Annotated in this window: 17 protein-coding genes; 11 read left to right on the top strand and 6 right to left on the bottom strand. The window is 69.0% G+C overall.

From position 1 onward, the window contains the following. Positions 1-149: 149 nt before the first annotated feature. Positions 150-797, top strand: a complete 648-nt coding sequence (locus JW792_RS07805) for a MarC family protein (RefSeq protein ID WP_135996261.1) — start codon at positions 150-152, stop codon at positions 795-797. Between the two features lie 91 nt (positions 798-888). Here JW792_RS07805 and JW792_RS07800 read toward each other — a convergent pair whose 3' ends face one another. From JW792_RS07800 to JW792_RS07790, 3 genes are all read right to left on the bottom strand, one after another. Beyond that, complete coding sequence (locus JW792_RS07800; RefSeq protein WP_135996262.1) at positions 889-1,329, bottom strand: hypothetical protein; 441 nt, start codon at positions 1,327-1,329, stop codon at positions 889-891. Positions 1,330-1,410: 81 nt separating this feature from the next. Beyond that, positions 1,411-3,237, bottom strand: coding sequence for a DUF6345 domain-containing protein (locus JW792_RS07795; RefSeq protein ID WP_135996263.1), 1,827 nt, complete (start codon positions 3,235-3,237; stop codon positions 1,411-1,413). Between the two features lie 284 nt (positions 3,238-3,521). Further along, positions 3,522-6,086 (bottom strand): bifunctional aspartate kinase/diaminopimelate decarboxylase, encoded by a 2,565-nt coding sequence (locus tag JW792_RS07790; protein ID WP_135996264.1) that lies wholly within the window; start codon positions 6,084-6,086, stop codon positions 3,522-3,524. Between the two features lie 187 nt (positions 6,087-6,273). Between JW792_RS07790 and JW792_RS07785 the strand changes: the two genes are divergently transcribed. From JW792_RS07785 to JW792_RS07765, 5 genes are read left to right on the top strand one after another with little or no spacing between them, the layout of a single operon-like run. Next, on the top strand, positions 6,274-6,489 hold the full coding sequence (locus tag JW792_RS07785) for an AMP nucleosidase (protein ID WP_135996265.1): 216 nt from the start codon (positions 6,274-6,276) through the stop codon (positions 6,487-6,489). Between the two features lie 2 nt (positions 6,490-6,491). Next, positions 6,492-7,991, top strand: a complete 1,500-nt coding sequence (locus tag JW792_RS07780) for an AMP nucleosidase (RefSeq protein WP_135996266.1) — start codon at positions 6,492-6,494, stop codon at positions 7,989-7,991. 51 nt (positions 7,992-8,042) lie between these two features. After that, positions 8,043-8,813 (top strand): tyrosine-protein phosphatase, encoded by a 771-nt coding sequence (locus JW792_RS07775; protein WP_135996267.1) that lies wholly within the window; start codon positions 8,043-8,045, stop codon positions 8,811-8,813. Between the two features lie 27 nt (positions 8,814-8,840). Next, positions 8,841-10,157, top strand: a complete 1,317-nt coding sequence (locus JW792_RS07770) for an anthranilate synthase component I family protein (protein ID WP_241095097.1) — start codon at positions 8,841-8,843, stop codon at positions 10,155-10,157. 2 nt (positions 10,158-10,159) lie between these two features. Continuing rightward, on the top strand, positions 10,160-10,969 hold the full coding sequence (locus tag JW792_RS07765; protein WP_135996268.1) for an aminotransferase class IV: 810 nt from the start codon (positions 10,160-10,162) through the stop codon (positions 10,967-10,969). Here the strand turns inward: JW792_RS07765 and JW792_RS07760 are convergent. The 3 genes from JW792_RS07760 to JW792_RS07750 form a co-directional block, all read right to left on the bottom strand. After that, on the bottom strand, positions 10,966-11,505 hold the full coding sequence (locus JW792_RS07760; protein WP_135996269.1) for a TadE/TadG family type IV pilus assembly protein: 540 nt from the start codon (positions 11,503-11,505) through the stop codon (positions 10,966-10,968). The two genes, JW792_RS07765 and JW792_RS07760, sit on opposite strands and share 4 nt — an antisense overlap. A gap of 5 nt (positions 11,506-11,510) precedes the next feature. Next, positions 11,511-12,044, bottom strand: a complete 534-nt coding sequence (locus tag JW792_RS07755; protein WP_241095096.1) for a TadE/TadG family type IV pilus assembly protein — start codon at positions 12,042-12,044, stop codon at positions 11,511-11,513. A gap of 109 nt (positions 12,045-12,153) precedes the next feature. Then, positions 12,154-12,630 carry a pilus assembly protein N-terminal domain-containing protein gene (locus JW792_RS07750; RefSeq protein ID WP_158291616.1) on the bottom strand — a complete coding sequence of 159 codons (477 nt, stop codon included), beginning with the start codon at positions 12,628-12,630 and terminating at the stop codon, positions 12,154-12,156. A gap of 255 nt (positions 12,631-12,885) precedes the next feature. Between JW792_RS07750 and JW792_RS07745 the strand changes: the two genes are divergently transcribed. The 5 genes from JW792_RS07745 (at position 12,886) to JW792_RS07725 (ending at position 16,833) form a co-directional block, all read left to right on the top strand. Next, on the top strand, positions 12,886-13,053 hold the full coding sequence (locus JW792_RS07745; RefSeq protein WP_135996272.1) for a Flp family type IVb pilin: 168 nt from the start codon (positions 12,886-12,888) through the stop codon (positions 13,051-13,053). A 142-nt stretch (positions 13,054-13,195) separates the two neighbouring features. Then, positions 13,196-13,699, top strand: coding sequence for an A24 family peptidase (locus tag JW792_RS07740; RefSeq protein WP_135996273.1), 504 nt, complete (start codon positions 13,196-13,198; stop codon positions 13,697-13,699). A 112-nt stretch (positions 13,700-13,811) separates the two neighbouring features. Further along, entirely contained in the window at positions 13,812-14,618 is an 807-nt protein-coding gene (gene cpaB / locus JW792_RS07735; RefSeq protein WP_135996274.1) for a Flp pilus assembly protein CpaB, read from the top strand. Beyond that, on the top strand, positions 14,615-16,180 hold the full coding sequence (locus tag JW792_RS07730; RefSeq protein ID WP_135996275.1) for a type II and III secretion system protein family protein: 1,566 nt from the start codon (positions 14,615-14,617) through the stop codon (positions 16,178-16,180). The genes cpaB and JW792_RS07730 overlap by 4 nt, the downstream gene beginning before the upstream one ends. A gap of 5 nt (positions 16,181-16,185) precedes the next feature. Then, on the top strand, positions 16,186-16,833 hold the full coding sequence (locus tag JW792_RS07725; protein WP_192900979.1) for a CpaD family pilus assembly protein: 648 nt from the start codon (positions 16,186-16,188) through the stop codon (positions 16,831-16,833). The last annotated feature ends 10 nt before the right edge of the window (positions 16,834-16,843 follow it).

The following is a 16,843-nucleotide window of genomic DNA, read 5'->3' as shown; positions in this document are numbered from 1 at the left end:
CCGCCTTTCGCCGGGAAACGAGAGCGCGCAATTCCGCACCCCGCCCTTGCGCCAATGCGCGCACCGGGAAACTTGAACCGCGCCGGAGAAGTGCGTACGCCGGGCCCGCCGCGGCATCTCGCGGTGCGAAACGGGCCGGGGGCGGCGCGATGGACATCGAATTCTTCACCCGCTTCCTGGCGGCCTTCTTCGCGATGCTGAACCCGCTCGCGGCGATGCCCGTCTTCCTCTCCCTCACGGAGGGCGAGAGCGAGGCGAGCCGGCGCCGGACCGCGATCACCGCGGTCGTCGCCACGATCGTCGCGTGTTTCGCCATCGCCCTGATCGGCCGGCAGGTCCTCGCCCTGTTCGGCATCGCGATCGACAGCTTCCGCATCGCGGGCGGCATCCTCCTGTTCCAGATCGCGCTGACGATGATTTCCGGCGCGCGTCACACCTCGAGCGCGGGCACCGAGCGCGAGCGCGGCCAGATGGAGCGCATCGACAATCCGGGCATCTACCCGTTCACGATCCCGATGACGGTGGGCCCCGGCACGATCGCCACGCTGATCATCTTCTCCGAGCAGGTCGATTCCCCGATGCGCGCAGGCCTGTTCGCCGCGGTGATCCTCATCGTCGTCGCGCTGCTGTTCGCCGCGCTGATCATCGCCCCGCTGCTCGACCGCGTGGTCAGCCAGACCGCCCGCACGGTCTCCATCCGCATCATGGGCATCATCCTGGCGGCCCTGGCGGTCGAGTTCGTGATCGTGGGCCTGAGGGGGTCCGGCCTGATCGGGGCCGGGGTGGGGGGATTGTAGCCCTCTCCCGGTCCCCTCACTCGTCTTCCCGACAACACCGCTTGCCGCCAACGAGGGGCGCCGGACATGCCTGCCGCCGGACGAAGCCGGGTCAGGGGCTGACTTCGCCCTGCAGGAACAGCAGGTAGATCCTGCCCTGCTCATCCTGGCGTATCTCGGCGATCACATTCACAGTCTCGCCCACGCGGCTGGTGTCCAGAGGCGCGATCCCGGATGGCCGCCCCCCTGTCACATAAACGCATACATCCTCCTGACGCAGCAGCCAGTCGCTCCGGGTCAGGCTGGTGGGTCTCACCTCTTCGGGAAACCGGCAGGGTCTGACCATGAATCCCTGATAGACGCCCTGCACATGGACGCGCTCGCCGATCTGACCGGCCAGGCCGTTGGCGATCGTCGCCGGGCTGGCCTGTGAAGGTTGCGAGGCTGCCGACTGGACATCCCCGGGCGAACCTGCGCGCTCGTCGGCGCAGGCGGCTGTCAGAGCGGCTGCCAGCAGTGCCATCCAAGCGCGCGCGGGTCGATCGGACTTCATGGGTGATATCCTGGGCCGGCTCATATCGAAGAGAAAGGGCCGCCTGCGAGCGGCCCTTTCCATGTCTCCCCCTGGCCGGGTTCAGGTCCCGGACCACACCATGGTGCGCCGCTGGCCGGGCTTGGTCACGTCGGCGCAGACAGTGCCTTGCCCGTGAATATTCTCGTTGAGCGGGCAGTCATCGCCGTCATGCGCGTACATCGCCACGACGCGGATCGTCGGCCCATTGGGCGGCGACCAGCTGTTGGTGGAGGGCTGTATTTCCTGGGCCGTGCGGAACCAGGCATCGATCACGTCCCAGCCATTGCGCGTCAGTTCCATGAAGCGCCCGCCTTCCTCGGTATTGTCGAACGTGACGGCACCATAGCCCAGGAAGGTGTGCATCCCGTCGAAAATGTCGCGCCAGCGATCGAAGGCGTTGTTCACGTTCGACTGGAAGTGATCGCTCTGAAGCGGCCCGCACGCGGCAATGATGAGCCATTCGAGGTCCTGGTTTCCGTACAGGTCGCGGCCGCCTCGCACCTCGCGGAAATTGATCCCGCCATCGTCCGGCGGGTTCATCGTCCAGCCGTTCGGGCTGGCATGGCCGGTGAAGAATACGAGGTCCGCGCTGTCGATATAGCTGTCGTCGTGGGCGTGGAAATCGCTTTCCCATGCCCATTCATCGCCCCAGTCGAAATTCACCGACCAGTTTTCGTCTCGACAGCCGTCGATGAAGCCCTGCCGGTTGGCGGAGCTGCCGCCGAGGCCCTGGCTTTCGCCGATCCAGTCGGTGCCGCATTCCTTCCAGCTCGACTGGGCGTGCGCGGTGGGAATGAGCCATTCCAGGAAGCCCTGACGCTGGGGTCCCCCCTCACGCTCTTCCATCTCGTCGCCCTCGGCCGGCGGCGCGAGCCGATCGGGGTCGCGTTCGGGGGCGGGGAACTGCTCCCAGACCGGGCCGAACTGCTCGGTCGCCGCGACGATCTGGGGGCGCAGCGGGCTTTCCTGGCCATGCACGTTGACCATCCCGGTCACCACCCAGACCGGAGTGAGGTAAGCCTGCTCCTTGAAAGCGGGCGCCGCGTAGTAGGCGAGCTCGGCGTCGAGACCGGAATATTCCACCCCGTTGCCGCGGCGCGCCACCGCTTCCAGGGCGGCTTCGCGCGGAAGGATCTCGGCCCGGGTGGCGACACCTTCGATCTCCCGCCAGCCGCCCTGGGCGCCGACGATCTGGCCGTTGGGCCCGACCGATATCTGGAAGTCTCCGCCACCGCCGACGACCGGGAAGGATTGCCCGTCGACACGAACGCGGGCGACGTAGTTGGCCTGCCGGTTCAGCACACGCTTGTTGGGCCGGCCGGTATCCTCGGATGTTGCCGTCTCGGTCATGTGCGAGAACCGCACCTCCAGGTATTCGTCCGGACGCGGCAGGAATTCGCTCTGTTCGGCGAATCTTTGCGCGAGTTCCCGAGCCTGATCCTCATCGGGAATTTGCCCGTCCGCAAGCCCGGAAGGGTCCCAGAGCTGGGACATGTCGCCCAGGAAAACGTGGCCGCTGCGCCGGTCGATCTCGACGAGGCGTTCGCCGGAGCGAAGGACCACGGCGGTGTCGGTCTCCCGGACTTCGGGCTGCCTGAGATCGGGGTCGATTTGGGGGCGCTGCAGCACCTCGGGATCGATCGGCTGGCGCTGCAACGTGCCCGGATCGATTTGTTGGGGTCGGGGTCTTTCCACCTGCTGCTTGTCGAGGTTCGGCCTGTCGGGCCCCTGAAGATCCTGCGGCTGGAATTCGGGCCGGCGTGGCAGCTGCGTCGGGTCGATCTGGCGGAGAGACCGCTGTGCGTTCTGCCTTCCGAAGGCCGCCTCGTAGAATTGACGTGCCTGTTGCGGATCTGCCGAGGCATCGCCGAGTTCGAATACAGGCATGCTCTGCCCGATTGCCGGCGCCGACACGCCCAGGACAAGGGCGGTCGCTATCCCCACACCGCTCAATTGCGAAACGCCTCGTGCGTCGTCTCGATGCGTCATCATTTCCTCCTTAGCCGATTCAGCGATCCGGACGGAGGTGACGAACCGGAGCCGTCCGGTGCTGCCCGGAAAGGCCCCCAGCGTTCAAAGAGTGACCTAACGGGCTAGTTATGGTTAACGAGCCAGGCAGGCGGTTGTTTCACTCGAAGTCGAAAAAAATCGATGGTCGCAGATGCGGCACTCTACGCCAATGCGGTCTCCCCCGCCGGTTCGCGCCGGTTGTAGAAGCTGCTCATGACCCGCCCGTAGGCGCCCGCCGTCGCGATCAGCATGACGTCGCCCTCCTCCGTCTCAGGGAGCAGCCGCTCGGCGCCCAGGAGGTCCGCGCTCTCGCAGATGGGCCCGACGATGGAGGCGAGCCCGGCCGGGGCCTCGCCGAGCCTCGAGAGGTTCACGATCTCGTGGCGCGCGCCGTAGAGGGCCGGGCGGATCAGCGAGTTCATGCCCGTGGCGACCCCCACGAAGCGCGTGCCGAAGCTGTGCTTGATCTGCGTGACGCGGGTGAGCAGCACGCCGGCTTCGGCCACCAGATAGCGCCCCGGCTCCATCCACAGCTCGAAGCCGGGCGCGCCCTTCTTCAGGGCCTTCAGGTTCTGCTCGACGCCGGCGAGATCGAGCGCCTTCGCGTCGGGCGCCTCGGGCACGCCGAGCCCGCCGCCGAGATTGAGGAGGCGCACGTGCTCGAAGCGCGCGGCGGCTTCGGCCAGGATCGCCCCGATCTCGCGCCAGTGCTCGGGCTCGGTGACGCCGGAGCCGGCATGGGCGTGCAGCCCGACCACCCGCGCCCCGGCTGCCTCGGCCGCGGCCTTCGCGGCGGGAAGGGCGTCGAGCGCAATGCCGAACTTGGCCTTCGGGCCGGCCGTCTTCACGTGGGCGTGGTGGCCGCGCGGACGGTCGGGATTGACGCGCAGGATGATCTCGGCGCCGTCGAACAGCTCCGGCCACTCGGTCAGGGGGTGCAGGCCGTCGATCGTCAGGTGGACGCCGAGCCTGAGCGCGGCCTCGTACTCCTCGCGCGGCGCGAAATTGGGGGTGAAGAGGATGTCGCCCGGCGCAAGGTCCAGCACCTCGCGCGCGTGCTCGACCTCGCCCATCGACACGCATTCCATGCCGACGCCGGCCGCCTGGATCGCCTTCAGCACGTGCGGGTTGGCGTTCGCCTTCATCGCGTAGAACGCCCGGTCGATGGAGGCGAGCGAGTTCACCGCCTTGGCCCGGGCGGTGACCGTGGGCAGGTCGTAGACATAGAGCCCGCCGGTCTTCGGCGCGAGATCGAGGAGCTCCTTTCGCCGCTCCTGCCACCAGGGCCGGGCGCGCTCGGTGCGCGCACCGGACGGCGCGGCGATCTCCGCCCAGCTCGGCCCGAACACGCTGGTTTCGGGCGAGGGCCCGATCAGGCTCTCGTGCAGGCGCACGGCGAGTGCGCGGCCTTCGGGCGCATCCACGACGACGGTGAAGTTGAGATCGTTCGCGGCCTGGCTGACCAGGCGGATCGGCTTGTCCTGGAAGGCTTCGAGCGCCGGGGCGAGCTGGTGCAGGATGCGCCGGATGCCGTAGCCGACCATGGAGACCGCCGCGGCATCCTCCAGGATGCGCACGCGGCACAGCGGCTCGAGCTCGCGCTTGAGCCGGTCGAGCCGGGCGGCATCGAGCCCCGGATCCGGATCGAGGCTCACCGTGACGTTGGTCTCCGAGGTCGAGACGAGGTCAACCGAGACGCCGCAATTCTTGAACACCGCAAACACGTCGGCCAGGAAGCCCGCCTGACGCCACATGCCGGCGCCCTCCATCACCACGAGGCGGATGCCGGGCTTCACCGACACCGCCTTCAGGCGCGGCGCGTCGTCGCCGGGCGCGGCGGAGATGCGCGTGCCGGGAAGGTCGGGCCGGAAGGTGTCCTTCACCTCCATTGCGATGCCCGCGCGCCGGGCCGGCCCGACGCAGCGCGGATGGATGACCTTTCCGCCCATGGTGGCGATTTCCTGGGCCTCCTCGTAGGACAGCGCCTTCAGGAGTCGCGCGCCCGAGGTCAGGCGCGGATCGGCCGAGAAGAGCCCCGGCACGTCGGTCCAGATCTCGAGCTTTTCCGCCTCGAGCTTGGCGGCGAAATAGGCCGCCGAGGTGTCCGAGCCGCCGCGGCCGAGCACCACGGTTTCGCCGCGCGAATTGCGCGCGATGAAGCCCTGCGTGAGAACGAGGTCGAGCCCCTTCAGCTTGTCCTGCAAAGCCGGATCGGGGTCCTCGCAGACCGTGTTGTCGAGATAGGCACGCGCATCGGCCCCGTCATTGACCGCCTGGAAGACTTCGCGCGCGTCGAGACCGGTGACGGCGAGACCGGCCTTCTCCAGCGCCTGCAGGCCGAGCGCGGAGGCCATCAGCTCGCCCATCGCCATCAGCTCGGCGCGCACGCGCGCGCTCGCCTCGCCGATGAGCGCGATGCCGGCGGTCAGCGCGTCGAGCCGGTCGAACAGGGCCTGCAGGGCCGGGCCGACGGCAAGGCCCGCCTCCGCGGCGAAGCTGCGATGGCGGTCCTTGATCGCTTCCGCGGCCGCCTCGCCCTCGCCCTGGAGTGCGGCGCGGGGCAGGGCCTCGAGGGCATTCGATACGCCCGCGATGGCGGAATGCACGATGAGCACGCGCTTTCCGGCCTCGCGGTGCTTTCGCGCCAGCCGGGCGATGATGTCCCAGTTGGCCGGCTCGGCGACCGATGTGCCGCCGAACTTCATCACGATCCAGGGCCGCGTCATGCGCGTGTCTCCGCTGTCAGCTGTTCAGAGGCTTGGTTTAGTCGGCCGACGCGGCGAGGCAAGGGATTGCTGCGCCGGGCAGGGTTCGGCCTGCCAAAACTGCGGTCCGCCGGGGCGGGATTTCTTGGTTTTGGGCGCGCGAACGGCTAGTGGATAGGAGACGAGCGAAGCGACGGAGACACGAGCCATGGCCGACCAACCCCACCGCATCACCTTCCTGGCGAAAACCTTCTCCGCCGCGGCGCTGGAATTCCATCGCGGCCGCATGGCCGAGAAGGGCTACCGGATGGAAGGCCGCATCGAATCCACCGTCTTCCACATGATCGATGCCGAGGGCAGGACCGATCCCGCCTTCGAGGGCGAGCCCCTGTTCGCCGTCACCTTCGTCAAGCGCGAAGACTGACCATGCAGCCGAGCCTGGTCGCGGCCGGAGAGGTTGCCGGCACGTTCGAGACGGCACCGGACGCGAAAGCGGCCGTCGACCGGCTGTGCACGCTCTACGCAGCATCGATCGGTTCGCTGCGCGAGGCGCTGAAGACCTATCTCGAGGGCGGCCCGCCGCCCTCGCAAGCCGAGCGGCGATCCGGGGCGTTCGCCTATCCCGAGCTGAGGATCACCTATCTTCCCGAGGGGCCCGTGCCGCCGGTGAGCCGGGCCTTCGGCAAGTTCTCCGAGTCAGGGGTCTACGCCCAGTCGATCACCAATCCGGAGCTGTTCCGCGCCTATCTCACCGACCAGATCGAGCTCCTCGCCGGGGAGTACGAGATCACGATCGAGACCGGACTGTCGACGCAGGAGATTCCCTTCCCCTACGTGCTCGACGCGGGCGGGGAATTCAGCCTCGACGAGGTCAGGCCCGCCGAGCTGGTGCGCCACTTCCCCTATGCCGACCTGTCGCGCATCGACGATGCGCTGCCCAATGGCGAACGCGTGCTGGACGCCGGCGGGCCGCGCCCGCTCTCCCTGTTCGACGCGCTGCGCACCGACTACTCGCTGCAGCGCGTGCGCCACTATACCGGCACGCCCTACGAGGACGTGCAGCAATTCATCCTGTTCACCAACTATCACCGCTATATGGACGCCTTCGTGGAGTGGGCGATCGGACAGGTCCAGTCGCCGGACTCCGAGTACGAGGCGCTGTCGGCGGCCGGCTTCGTGCGCATCGACGCGACCACGCAAAATCCCCACAAGGTGATCGAGGAGGCGCCCTGGCGGCGCTTCCAGATGCCGAGCTACCATCTCGTCGCGCCGAACGGGCGCGGGATCAGCCTCGTCAATATCGGGGTGGGTCCGTCCAACGCGAAGACCGCGACCGACCATCTCGCCGTGCTGCGTCCGGAGTGCTGGCTGATGATCGGCCATTGCGGCGGACTGAGGCACTCCCAGCGCCTGGGCGATTACGTCCTCGCCCACGCATACCTGCGCTATGACAGCGTGCTCGACCGCGTGCTGCCGCGCGAGATCCCCATTCCGCCGATCGCCGAGATCCAGATCGCGCTCGCGGAGGCCGTGGCGAACGTCTCCGGGGACAAGGGCCAGGCGCTCAAGCGGCGCCTCAGGACCGGCACGGTGGTGACCTATGACGACCGCAACTGGGAACTGCGCTACGCCCAGGAAGCCCGCCGCATCAACCAGTCACGCTCCATCGCGGTGGACATGGAAAGCGCCACCATCGCGGCCAACGGCTTCCGGCTGAGGGTGCCCTACGGCACCTTGCTGTGCGTTTCCGACAAGCCGCTGCACGGCGAGCTGAAACTGCCCGGCGCCGCGAACGTCTTCTACCAGCGCTCGGTCAGCGAACACCTGCGGGCCGGCATCGAGACGGTGGAGATATTGAAGCGCGAGGGCTCGGCGGCGCTGCATTCGAGAAAGCTCAGGAGCTTCGACGAACCGCCGTTCAGGTGAGGATAGCTTTCCCGCTTGCCCTCGCGTGCGCGACGCCATACCTCCTGCCCCATGAAAGACCGCGTCTTCCCCCTCGAAGGGGTCCACAATTTCCGGCGCTTCGGCGGTTTCGACACCGCGGGCAAGGCGAAGGTGTCCGACCGGCTCTACCGGTCGGGCCAGTTCTCGCGCGCGACCGGGAAGGACCGCGAGACCCTGGCCGGGCTCGGCGTGCGCCTTGTCGCCGACCTGCGCCGTCCGCGCGAGCGCCAGGCCGAGCCGAGCTTCTGGGGCGAGCACACCGGTGTGCGCGTGCTCGAGAGCGACCATGCCGGCCATGACGAGGCGCCCCACCTCGTCTTCCTGCGCGAGAGCGACCTGTCGCTCGACTCCATCCGCGAGTTCATGATCGAGACCTACAGGCGCCTGCCCTTCGACGCGGGCAACAAGTGGGTGTTCGAGCAGGGCTTGCGCCATCTCGCCGAGGCCGGGCCGGAAGACGGCTTCGTCGTGCACTGCGCGGCCGGCAAGGACCGAACCGGCCTGTTCTGCGCGCTCCTGCTGACCGAGCTCGGCGTCGAGCAGGAGACGGTGCGCGCCGACTACCTCTTCACCAACGAGGCGGTGGATTTCGACCGCATCGTGCCGGCCATGACGCGGCGCATCGAGACCGAGATGGGCCGCTCCATCGGAACGGACGAGCTGCGCGCCTTCCTCGGCGTCGACGCGGCCTATCTGGACGCGGCCATGGACGCCATCGGCGAGCCGCGCGAGTATCTGCGCGGCGAGCTGGGCCTTGAAGAGTCCGTGCTCGATGCGTTGAAAGAGCGCCTGCTCGCCTGAAACCGCCCGGCAGAAAGGACCCGCCCCGTGGCCGAGCTGGCTGTGGACAGCCCCGCAAGGCTCGACTGGATCGCGCCCGAGGACGCGCTCGGAGCCCTTCAGGCCGAGCCCTACACCCTGCTGCTGCATGGCGGCGGGGCGGGTGCGCGCGGACGCTACTCCTATCTCCTGGCCTTTCCCGAGTTCACGATCGAGGGACGCGGGCGCGAGGCGTTCGAGGCGGCGCGCGCCCGCTACCGTCCCGCCCGGCTCGACGGATCGGGCTTCGCGGCCGGCTATGCCGGGCTCTTCGCCTATGACCTCGCCTGCGCCTTCGAGGCCGTGCCGGAAACGCCCGACACGCTGACGGCCTGGCCGCACGTCGCGCTCGGCTGGTACGCGGCCGCCGCCGTGTTCGATCACGATGCGCGCAGGATCGAGATCCGCGGCGAGGGCGAGCCGGCCTCGCGCCTGCGCGAGGTGCTGAGCCGGCCGGAGCGCCGCGCGCCGCAGGGCCCGGCGGGCACGCTCGCGCCGGTCTGGCGCGAGGCGCGCTATCTCGACGCGGCGCGCCGCGCGATCGAGTACGTGCGCGCCGGCGATGTCTTCCAGGTCAATCTCTCCCACCCCTTTCGCGGGGCGGTCGCGGGGCAGGCGGCGCCCTTCGCCGTGTTCCGGCGCCTGGTGGAGAAGAGCCCGGCGGCCTTTTCCGCCTTCTTCCGCCTCGACACGGACCGGGTGATCCTCACCAACAGCCCGGAGCGCTTCGTGCAGATCGGCCCGGGCGGGCAGGTCCAGACGCGGCCGATCAAGGGCACGCGCGCGCGCGGCGCGAGCCTGGAGGAGGACGCCGCGCTCGCCGCCGAGCTGCTCGCCTCGGACAAGGACCGGGCGGAGAACCTGATGATCGTCGACCTGATGCGCAACGATCTCTCCCGCGTGTGCGTACCCGGCTCCGTGCGCGTGCCCGAGCTGTTCACCGTGGAGGGATATTCCAACGTGCATCACCTCGTCTCCACCGTGGAGGGGCGCCTGGAAGCCGGGCGCGGCGCGTTCGATCTTCTCGCCGCGAGCTTCCCGCCCGGTTCCATCACCGGCGCGCCGAAGCCGCGGGCCATGGAGATCATCGCCGAGCTCGAAGGTGAGGCGAGGGGGCCCTATTGCGGCGCGCTCGGCTGGATCGACGCCTCCGGCCGGACCGATCTCAATGTGATGATCCGCACGATGGGCTTCGTGCGCGAGGGCGGGCGCTGGCAGGTCGAGGCGCGGTCGGGCGGGGCGATCACCATCGAGTCCGATCCGCACGGCGAACTCGCCGAGACCCATGCCAAGGTTGCCGCGCTCAGGCGCGCGGTGGAGGGCTGATCGTGCGGGTCTGGCTCGATGGCGAGACGCTTGATGCGGACGAGGCCCGGATCGATCCGGCCGACCGCGGCTTTCTCCTGGGCGACGGCGCGTTCGAGACGATGCGCTTCGCGAACGGGCGGGTGAGGCGCTGGAAGGCCCATGCCTCGCGCCTGGCCGCCGCGCTCGACACGCTGGGGATCGCCGCCCCGGACTGGCGCGCGCTGCGCGAGGCCTGCCACGCGCTTCCCGCAGAGAACGCGCTGACCGACGCGGTCGTGCGCCTGACCGTGTCGCGCGGGGCCCATGGCCGCGGCTTCGACGCGCCGCAGGACCGGCCGGGCACGGTGCTGATCACCGCCAGCGAGCGCCCCGAACCCCCGGCGACCGTACGCCTCGCCAGCGTCGACGCACCCCGGCGCGAGCCGACCAGCCTTGCCACCCGCTTCAAGCCGATCGGATACGGCGATGCGCTGCACGCGCGCCGCCTCGCCAGGGCGCAGGGCGCGGACATGGCGCTGATGCGCGCCGGCGACGGCCGGCCGTCCTGCGCCGATTGCGCCAATATCGTCTGGATCGCGGGCCGGCGCTTCAACGCTCCCGGACCGGAAGCGGGCGCCCTTGCCGGAACGACGCGCGCCGCGCTTCTCGGGCCGATCCGCGAGCAGAGCCTCCTGCAGGACGGCGATCTCGCGCTCGAGCATGCCGAGGCCGCCTTCGTGTGCAATGCTGTGATGGGCGTGGTCGCGGTCAGCGAGATCGACGGCCGCAGGCTGAACGCAGAAGACGGGACGGTTGCCCGGCTGAAGCGGGCGGAAGAGGAAGCCCTCTAGCCGCGGCGGACCCAGAGCGAGCGGCGCGGGCGCAGATAGACGCTGTCGGTCAGCACGAGCGTGCCGAACTCGAGCTCCTTGAAGGGGGTCTCGTAGAGATATTCCACCTCGACGAAGATCACCGAATCGTTCGGTGCGAGGATTCCGTCGGGGATGTCGATCCGGGCGTCCTGGGCATGGGGCGAGAGGCCGCGTCCCTCCGACCAGTCGACATAGATCTCCGAGTCGGAGTTCATCCGCACCGACGTGACGCGCACGTCGAAGCCGGCCGCCGGGAAGGGCTGCAGGATGGCGTCGCCGGCCGCGAAGATGTCGGTGAGCTCGCCATTGGTGACGAAGTCGTCCTGCGCGACGAGATCGCCGATCGCGCTGGCCGCCGCGGTGACCTTGCGGTCGGCGGTCAGGGCGAGGGTGAGCTGGACCGAGCCGAGATAGAGCGCGATCAGGAACGGGGCGATCAGGCCGAACTCGATGGCCGAGACGCCGGTCTCGTCGCGGCCGAAGCGGTGTAGCGCGCGGGCGAAGGTGCGGATCATCCCGGCTACTCCTCGAACGGTTCGTTGCGGAAGGCCGTCGCCGCCGCGATCATGCGCCGGTTGCCGCTCATGTTCGAAAGCCCGAGCCCCAGGCTCGGCGTGATGATCCGCCAGGGGTAGAAGGCGCGCACCACCACGACATCGCCCGGTCCCCCCGGTGCGAAGGTGAAGCCGCTGTCGTCGATCTCCCCGTTGCCGTCGCGCGGATCCTGGAAGTCGGCCGAGGAGAAGTCCTCGAAGGTGCGCACATCGATCGCGAGCTTGCCGCAGTCGGCGATGACGTCGATCCGCTCGCAGACCGCTGCGCGGAAGGTCGCTTCAGTCCCGCCTGCGGTCTGCAGTCGCCCGGTACGGATGTCGCGTGCGGTCTCGGCGACGGCGTTCTCGATCACCGACCCGGCGAAGAACAGGAGGGCGATCTCCAGCGTCGCCAGCACGAGCAGGAGGAAGGGGCCCGCGACGAAGGCGAACTCCACCGCGGTCGCGCCCCGCGTCTCGCGCCCGAAGCGCCGGAGGATGGCGAAGCGATTGCGCTTCATCGTCGCGTCCCTGCCTTGCGCCGGCCCGTGGGTCCGGCTCTTGATCGGCATGATGGCGCGATGCGCTTAATTCCGCGTGAAAGAACAGCGTAAATGAAGCGAAATGGAGTTAGTTGCCTTCGTCGGCGCCGGCGGCCTGGCCGCCCGTGCCGTTCTGGGAGATCGCGGCGCGCGTCTGCTGCTGCGTGGCGCGCGGATCGAAGGAGGCCGGATCGTCGCCGACCGACGGGACCGCCTCGCACTCGGGCGCGCAGACATAGGTCTCCCGGTTCACGTTGCGGAAGACCTCCACCGTGTCGCGGTCGCTCTGGGTGACGACCAGATCGTTGGCGTAGATCACCCGGCCCTGGGCGTCGAGCGCGATGAGATTCGTGCGCCCGTAAAGCTTGCCGGTCACGAACAGCGTGCGCCCGTCATAGAGCGTGGCATCCGCGATCGAGGGATTGCCCACCACGATCGCGCTCGCGTTTTCCGGCAGGCGGATCAGCGCGGCATGATCGACCGGCACGTCGAAGGGACGCGCGAGCGCGGTGCCCGCGCAGGCGAGGGCGGCGAGAGAGGCGGTGATCAGCGCGCGGACGGCCATGGCGGCACTCCTTTGAGTCTGACGCATGCGCTCACGTGTACGCGCGCACGCATAAAGGAAGTCTAAACGCGCCGCGGCGAGGGTTCCTCCATTATCCAAATATTTACCATAATAACAGCTCAAGTGAATTTACCAAAAATAAAGCATGGCTTTTTACCTGGCCTCAATCGTCTTGGGTTTTACTCCTCGCATGTTCAGGACGGGTCGGGACGGACTTGGCTCCTGGGCGTGGCAAAGCAAATAGGAGTGAGTGGGATGAAAACCCTGGTTTCGCGTTTCTTCAAGGACGAGTCCGGCGCCACGGCCATCGAGTACGGCCTGATTGCCGCGCTCATCGCCGTCGGCCTCATCACCGTGCTCGGCACGCTGGGCGGCAACCTCGTGACGACCTTCACCTCGGTCGCCAATTCGCTTGGCGGCTAGTCGTCCGCCAAGGACACGGGAATTCAAGCGGGGCCGCTCCAACGAGCGGCCCCGTTTCGTTGTGGCGACGGGATGCGCATTTACCCGTTATTGAGCCTGTGCGTGATTTCCTCTGTCTCCCGACCGCCAGCCGGAGCCTTTCATGATCGCGCAGACTGCCATCCTGGCCTTCGCCGTGCTGATGCTGATCTCGGCCTGGACCGATCTCGCCGGCTACCGCATCCCCAACTGGATCCCGCTCTCCATCCTCGCGCTGTGGCCGCTCGCCATGATCGCGCTCGCCCCGGGCTGGACCCATGTCGGCCTGTCGCTCGCGACCTTCGTCGTCGTGCTGGCGGCCGGCATGGCGCTGTGGGCGCCGGGCTGGATCGGGGGCGGTGACGCCAAGCTCATCGCGGCGGCCGCGCTGTGGTTCGGCTGGCCGGACACGGCCGGCTTCATGCTGTGGTTTGCGCTGGCGGGCGGCGTCCTCGCGCTTGCGCTGATGGCGCTGAGGAAGGCGGTTCCCGCTCTGCCGCTCGACCCGGACTGGGTCGCGAAGGGGCCGCTCGCCGAGGGCGCGCCCGCGCCTTATGCCGTGGCGATCGCGGCCGGCGCGCTGATCGTTCTGCCGGGCAGCGCGCTCGTCAGGATGCTCGCCGTTTAATCAAAGACATACCAAGACACCCCGAAGGCCGTCAGATTAACGCGCCTTTGAGGTTTTCCCGGCGACACTGGCCAGACTGTGTCATTGCGCGCCGAAGGAACGCTGTGCGTCCATGAACATCGCCCGCATTCTCATTCTGGCACTCGCGGCCGTCGCCGCGGTCGTCGCTGCAATTTTCGTGCGCGGCGCGATGCAGCCCTCGGCGGCGCCCTCCGAGCCGGTCGCCGAGGTTCGCGAGGCCGCGCCGAGCGTGCGCGTCCTGGCAGCCCGGGGAGAGTTCGCCGCCGGTCACCGCATCCAGCCCGCCGACCTCTACTGGCAGGCCTGGCCGGAAGAGGCGCTCTCGCCGGCCTATGTCACCGAGGCCGGCCGGCCCGAGGCGATCACCGATTTCGCCGGCGCGGTCGTGCGATCGCCGATGGCGCAGGGCGAGCCGGTCAGCGAGCGCAAGCTCGTCCAGCCCGGCGAGGCCGGCTTCATGGCTGCCGTGATCGCGCCCGGCATGCGCGCGGTCGCCGTGCCCACCTCGGCCCAGGCCGGCGCGGGCGGCTTCATCCTGCCCAACGACCGGGTCGACGTGATCGTCACCATGGACGTCGAGGACCGGATGACCTCGCGCATGCTGGTGGAGAACGTGCGCGTCCTCGCCATCGACCAGACCTATTCGGAGGAAGAGGAGGGCGCCGTCGTCGGGTCGACCGCGACGCTCGAGCTCACCCCGGGCCAGGCCGAGCAGGTGGCGCTCGCCGTCGCCGCCGGCGACATCGCATTGGCGCTGAGGAGCGTGGCGGACACCGCAGGCGGCCCGCAATCGGGCGCGATCGCACCGGCCGAGCCGGTCGGCGAGGCCGCGCCGCGCAGCGTGCGGGTCGTGCGCTATGGCCAGGAACACCGCGTTGCGCTGGGAGGCGGGCAATGAAGCGCATCGCTCTCGCCCTCGCCGCAGCTCTGGTCTCGGCCGCCCCCGCGCTCGCGCAGGGGGTGGAGCGGACCAACACGATGCAGGTGACGATCCGCGAGCCGCGCGGCGGCCCGGTGTCGGAAAGCCTCTCCCTGCCGCTCGGCCAGGCGGCGGTCATTCACCTGCCCGTCGAGGCCGGCGACGTCATGGTCGCCAATGAGGGCGTCGCCGACGCGGTCGTGCGCACCGCGACCCGCGCGGTCGTGCTCGGTCAGGCCGTGGGACGCACCAACATCTTCTTCTTCGGCCATGACGGCCAGCTCATCCTCGATCTCGACGTGCGCGTCGAGCGCGATCTCACCGCGCTCGAGGACGCGCTCTCGCGCTTCGTGCCGGACGGGCGGATCGCGGTGGAATCGATGAACTCCAACATCGTGCTGTCCGGCAGCGTGCCCTCGGCGTCGGCCGCGGACACCGCGCTGCAGGTCGCGCGGCGCTGGGCCGACGATCCCGAACAGGTGGTCAGCCTGCTCAACATCGAGGGCCGCGAGCAGGTGATGCTGAAGGTTCGCATCGTGGAGATGGAACGCTCCATCGTGCGCCAGCTCGGCGTCAATCTCGGCGGCCAGCACAATTTCGGCGATTTCGACTCCCCGATCCGTACCCGTGCGCGCGACGATCTGGGAAATCCGCTGGACGACGAGTTCGGCAATCCGGTCTTCGAGGTGTTCCAGCCCGGACGCTACCAGTCCAATTACGGTTTCGGCACCGAGAACGGGTTCGGCATCGCCGGCCAGGCGCTCGGCGGTCTGGCCGCGGGCCTGGGGACGCAGAACCTCGTCGACGGGGTGATCCAGAGTTCGCTCGAGGTGACGCTGAACGCGCTGGAGCGCGTCGGCCTGGTGCGCACGCTGGCCGAGCCCACCATCACGGCGATTTCCGGGGAGTCCGGCTCCTTCCTGGCCGGCGGCGAGTTTCCGGTCCCGGTCGGACGCGACCGCGACGGCAATATCACGATCGAGTTCAAGCCCTTCGGCGTCGGGCTCGGCTTCACCCCGGTGGTGCTGTCGGAAGGGCGCATCTCGCTCCGCCTGTCCACCGAGGTCTCCGAGTTGTCCAACGAGGGCGCGATCTCGCTCGGCGCCAGCCAGGTGGTCGACGAGGAGGGCAATGTCGTCGGCACCGTCGCGGGCCTGACCATTCCGGCCCTGACGGTGAACCGCGCCGAGACCACGGTGGAGATGCCCTCGGGCGGCAGCCTGGTCATCGCCGGCCTCATCAAGGAGGACACCCGCCAGGCGCTCGATTCCGTGCCGGGCATCGAGAGCCTGCCGGTCCTCGGCCAGCTCTTCCGCTCGCGCGACTTCGCCAACAACGAGACCGAACTCGTCATCGTCGTGACGCCCTATCTCGTCGAGCCGACCGATCCGGACAATCTGCGCAATCCCGGCGAGGGCTTCGCCGCCGCCTCGACCCTGTCGCACATCTTCCTCGGCCGTCTGAACCGCGTCTACGCGGCGCCCGGCGCCGATGTGGAAGGGCGCGGCTGGCTCGGTCCCATCGGCTTCAGCGTGGAGTGAGTGCCATGATGCGTTTCACGATCCTCCTCGGCGCCCTCGCACTGGCGGCATGCCAGACGCCCGCGCCGCGCGCCCTGCCGCAGGCCACGGCCGTCGCCGAGACGGTGCGCGTGGAGATGCCGGTCGATCCGCGCGACAACGGGCTGACCTGGGCGCAGACCGATCTCGTCGCCGCGCTCGCCGAGGAATACAAGGCGGTGGGCCACGGTCCGTTCGTCATCTCCTTCCCGCACCAGGCCGGAAACTCCGAAGCCGCCATCGCCGCGATCGCCGAGGTGCGCACCCGGCTCTACGATCACGGGCTCGACTGGCGCCAGATCGGCGGCGGCGCCTACGACGCGCGAGGGCGCGCCAGCGCGCCGGTGATCTTCTCCTTCGAGCGCTATGTCGCGGTCGCGCCGGACTGCCCGCAGGCCTGGCCCGATCTCACCGAGGCGGCGCCCGGCAGGGGCTATCCCCAGTTCGGCTGCGCCACCGCGAACAATCTCGCGGCCATGGTGGCCGATCCGCGCGACCTCCTGGCGCCGCGCGGCCTGGGCGATCCGGATGCCGGCCGCCGCCAGGCGGTCATCGACGCCTGGCGCCGTGGCGATCCGACGGCCACGCGCCGCTCCGCCGAGGAGAGCGGTGCGGTCAGCGAAGTCGTGGAATAGGAAAGGGTAG

Source organism: Marinicauda algicola (assembly GCF_017161425.1).
GTDB classification, from domain to species: domain Bacteria; phylum Pseudomonadota; class Alphaproteobacteria; order Caulobacterales; family Maricaulaceae; genus Marinicauda; species Marinicauda algicola.
The sequence above is the reverse complement of the archived record's forward strand: the minus strand, read 5'-3'. Positions and strand labels throughout refer to the sequence as shown.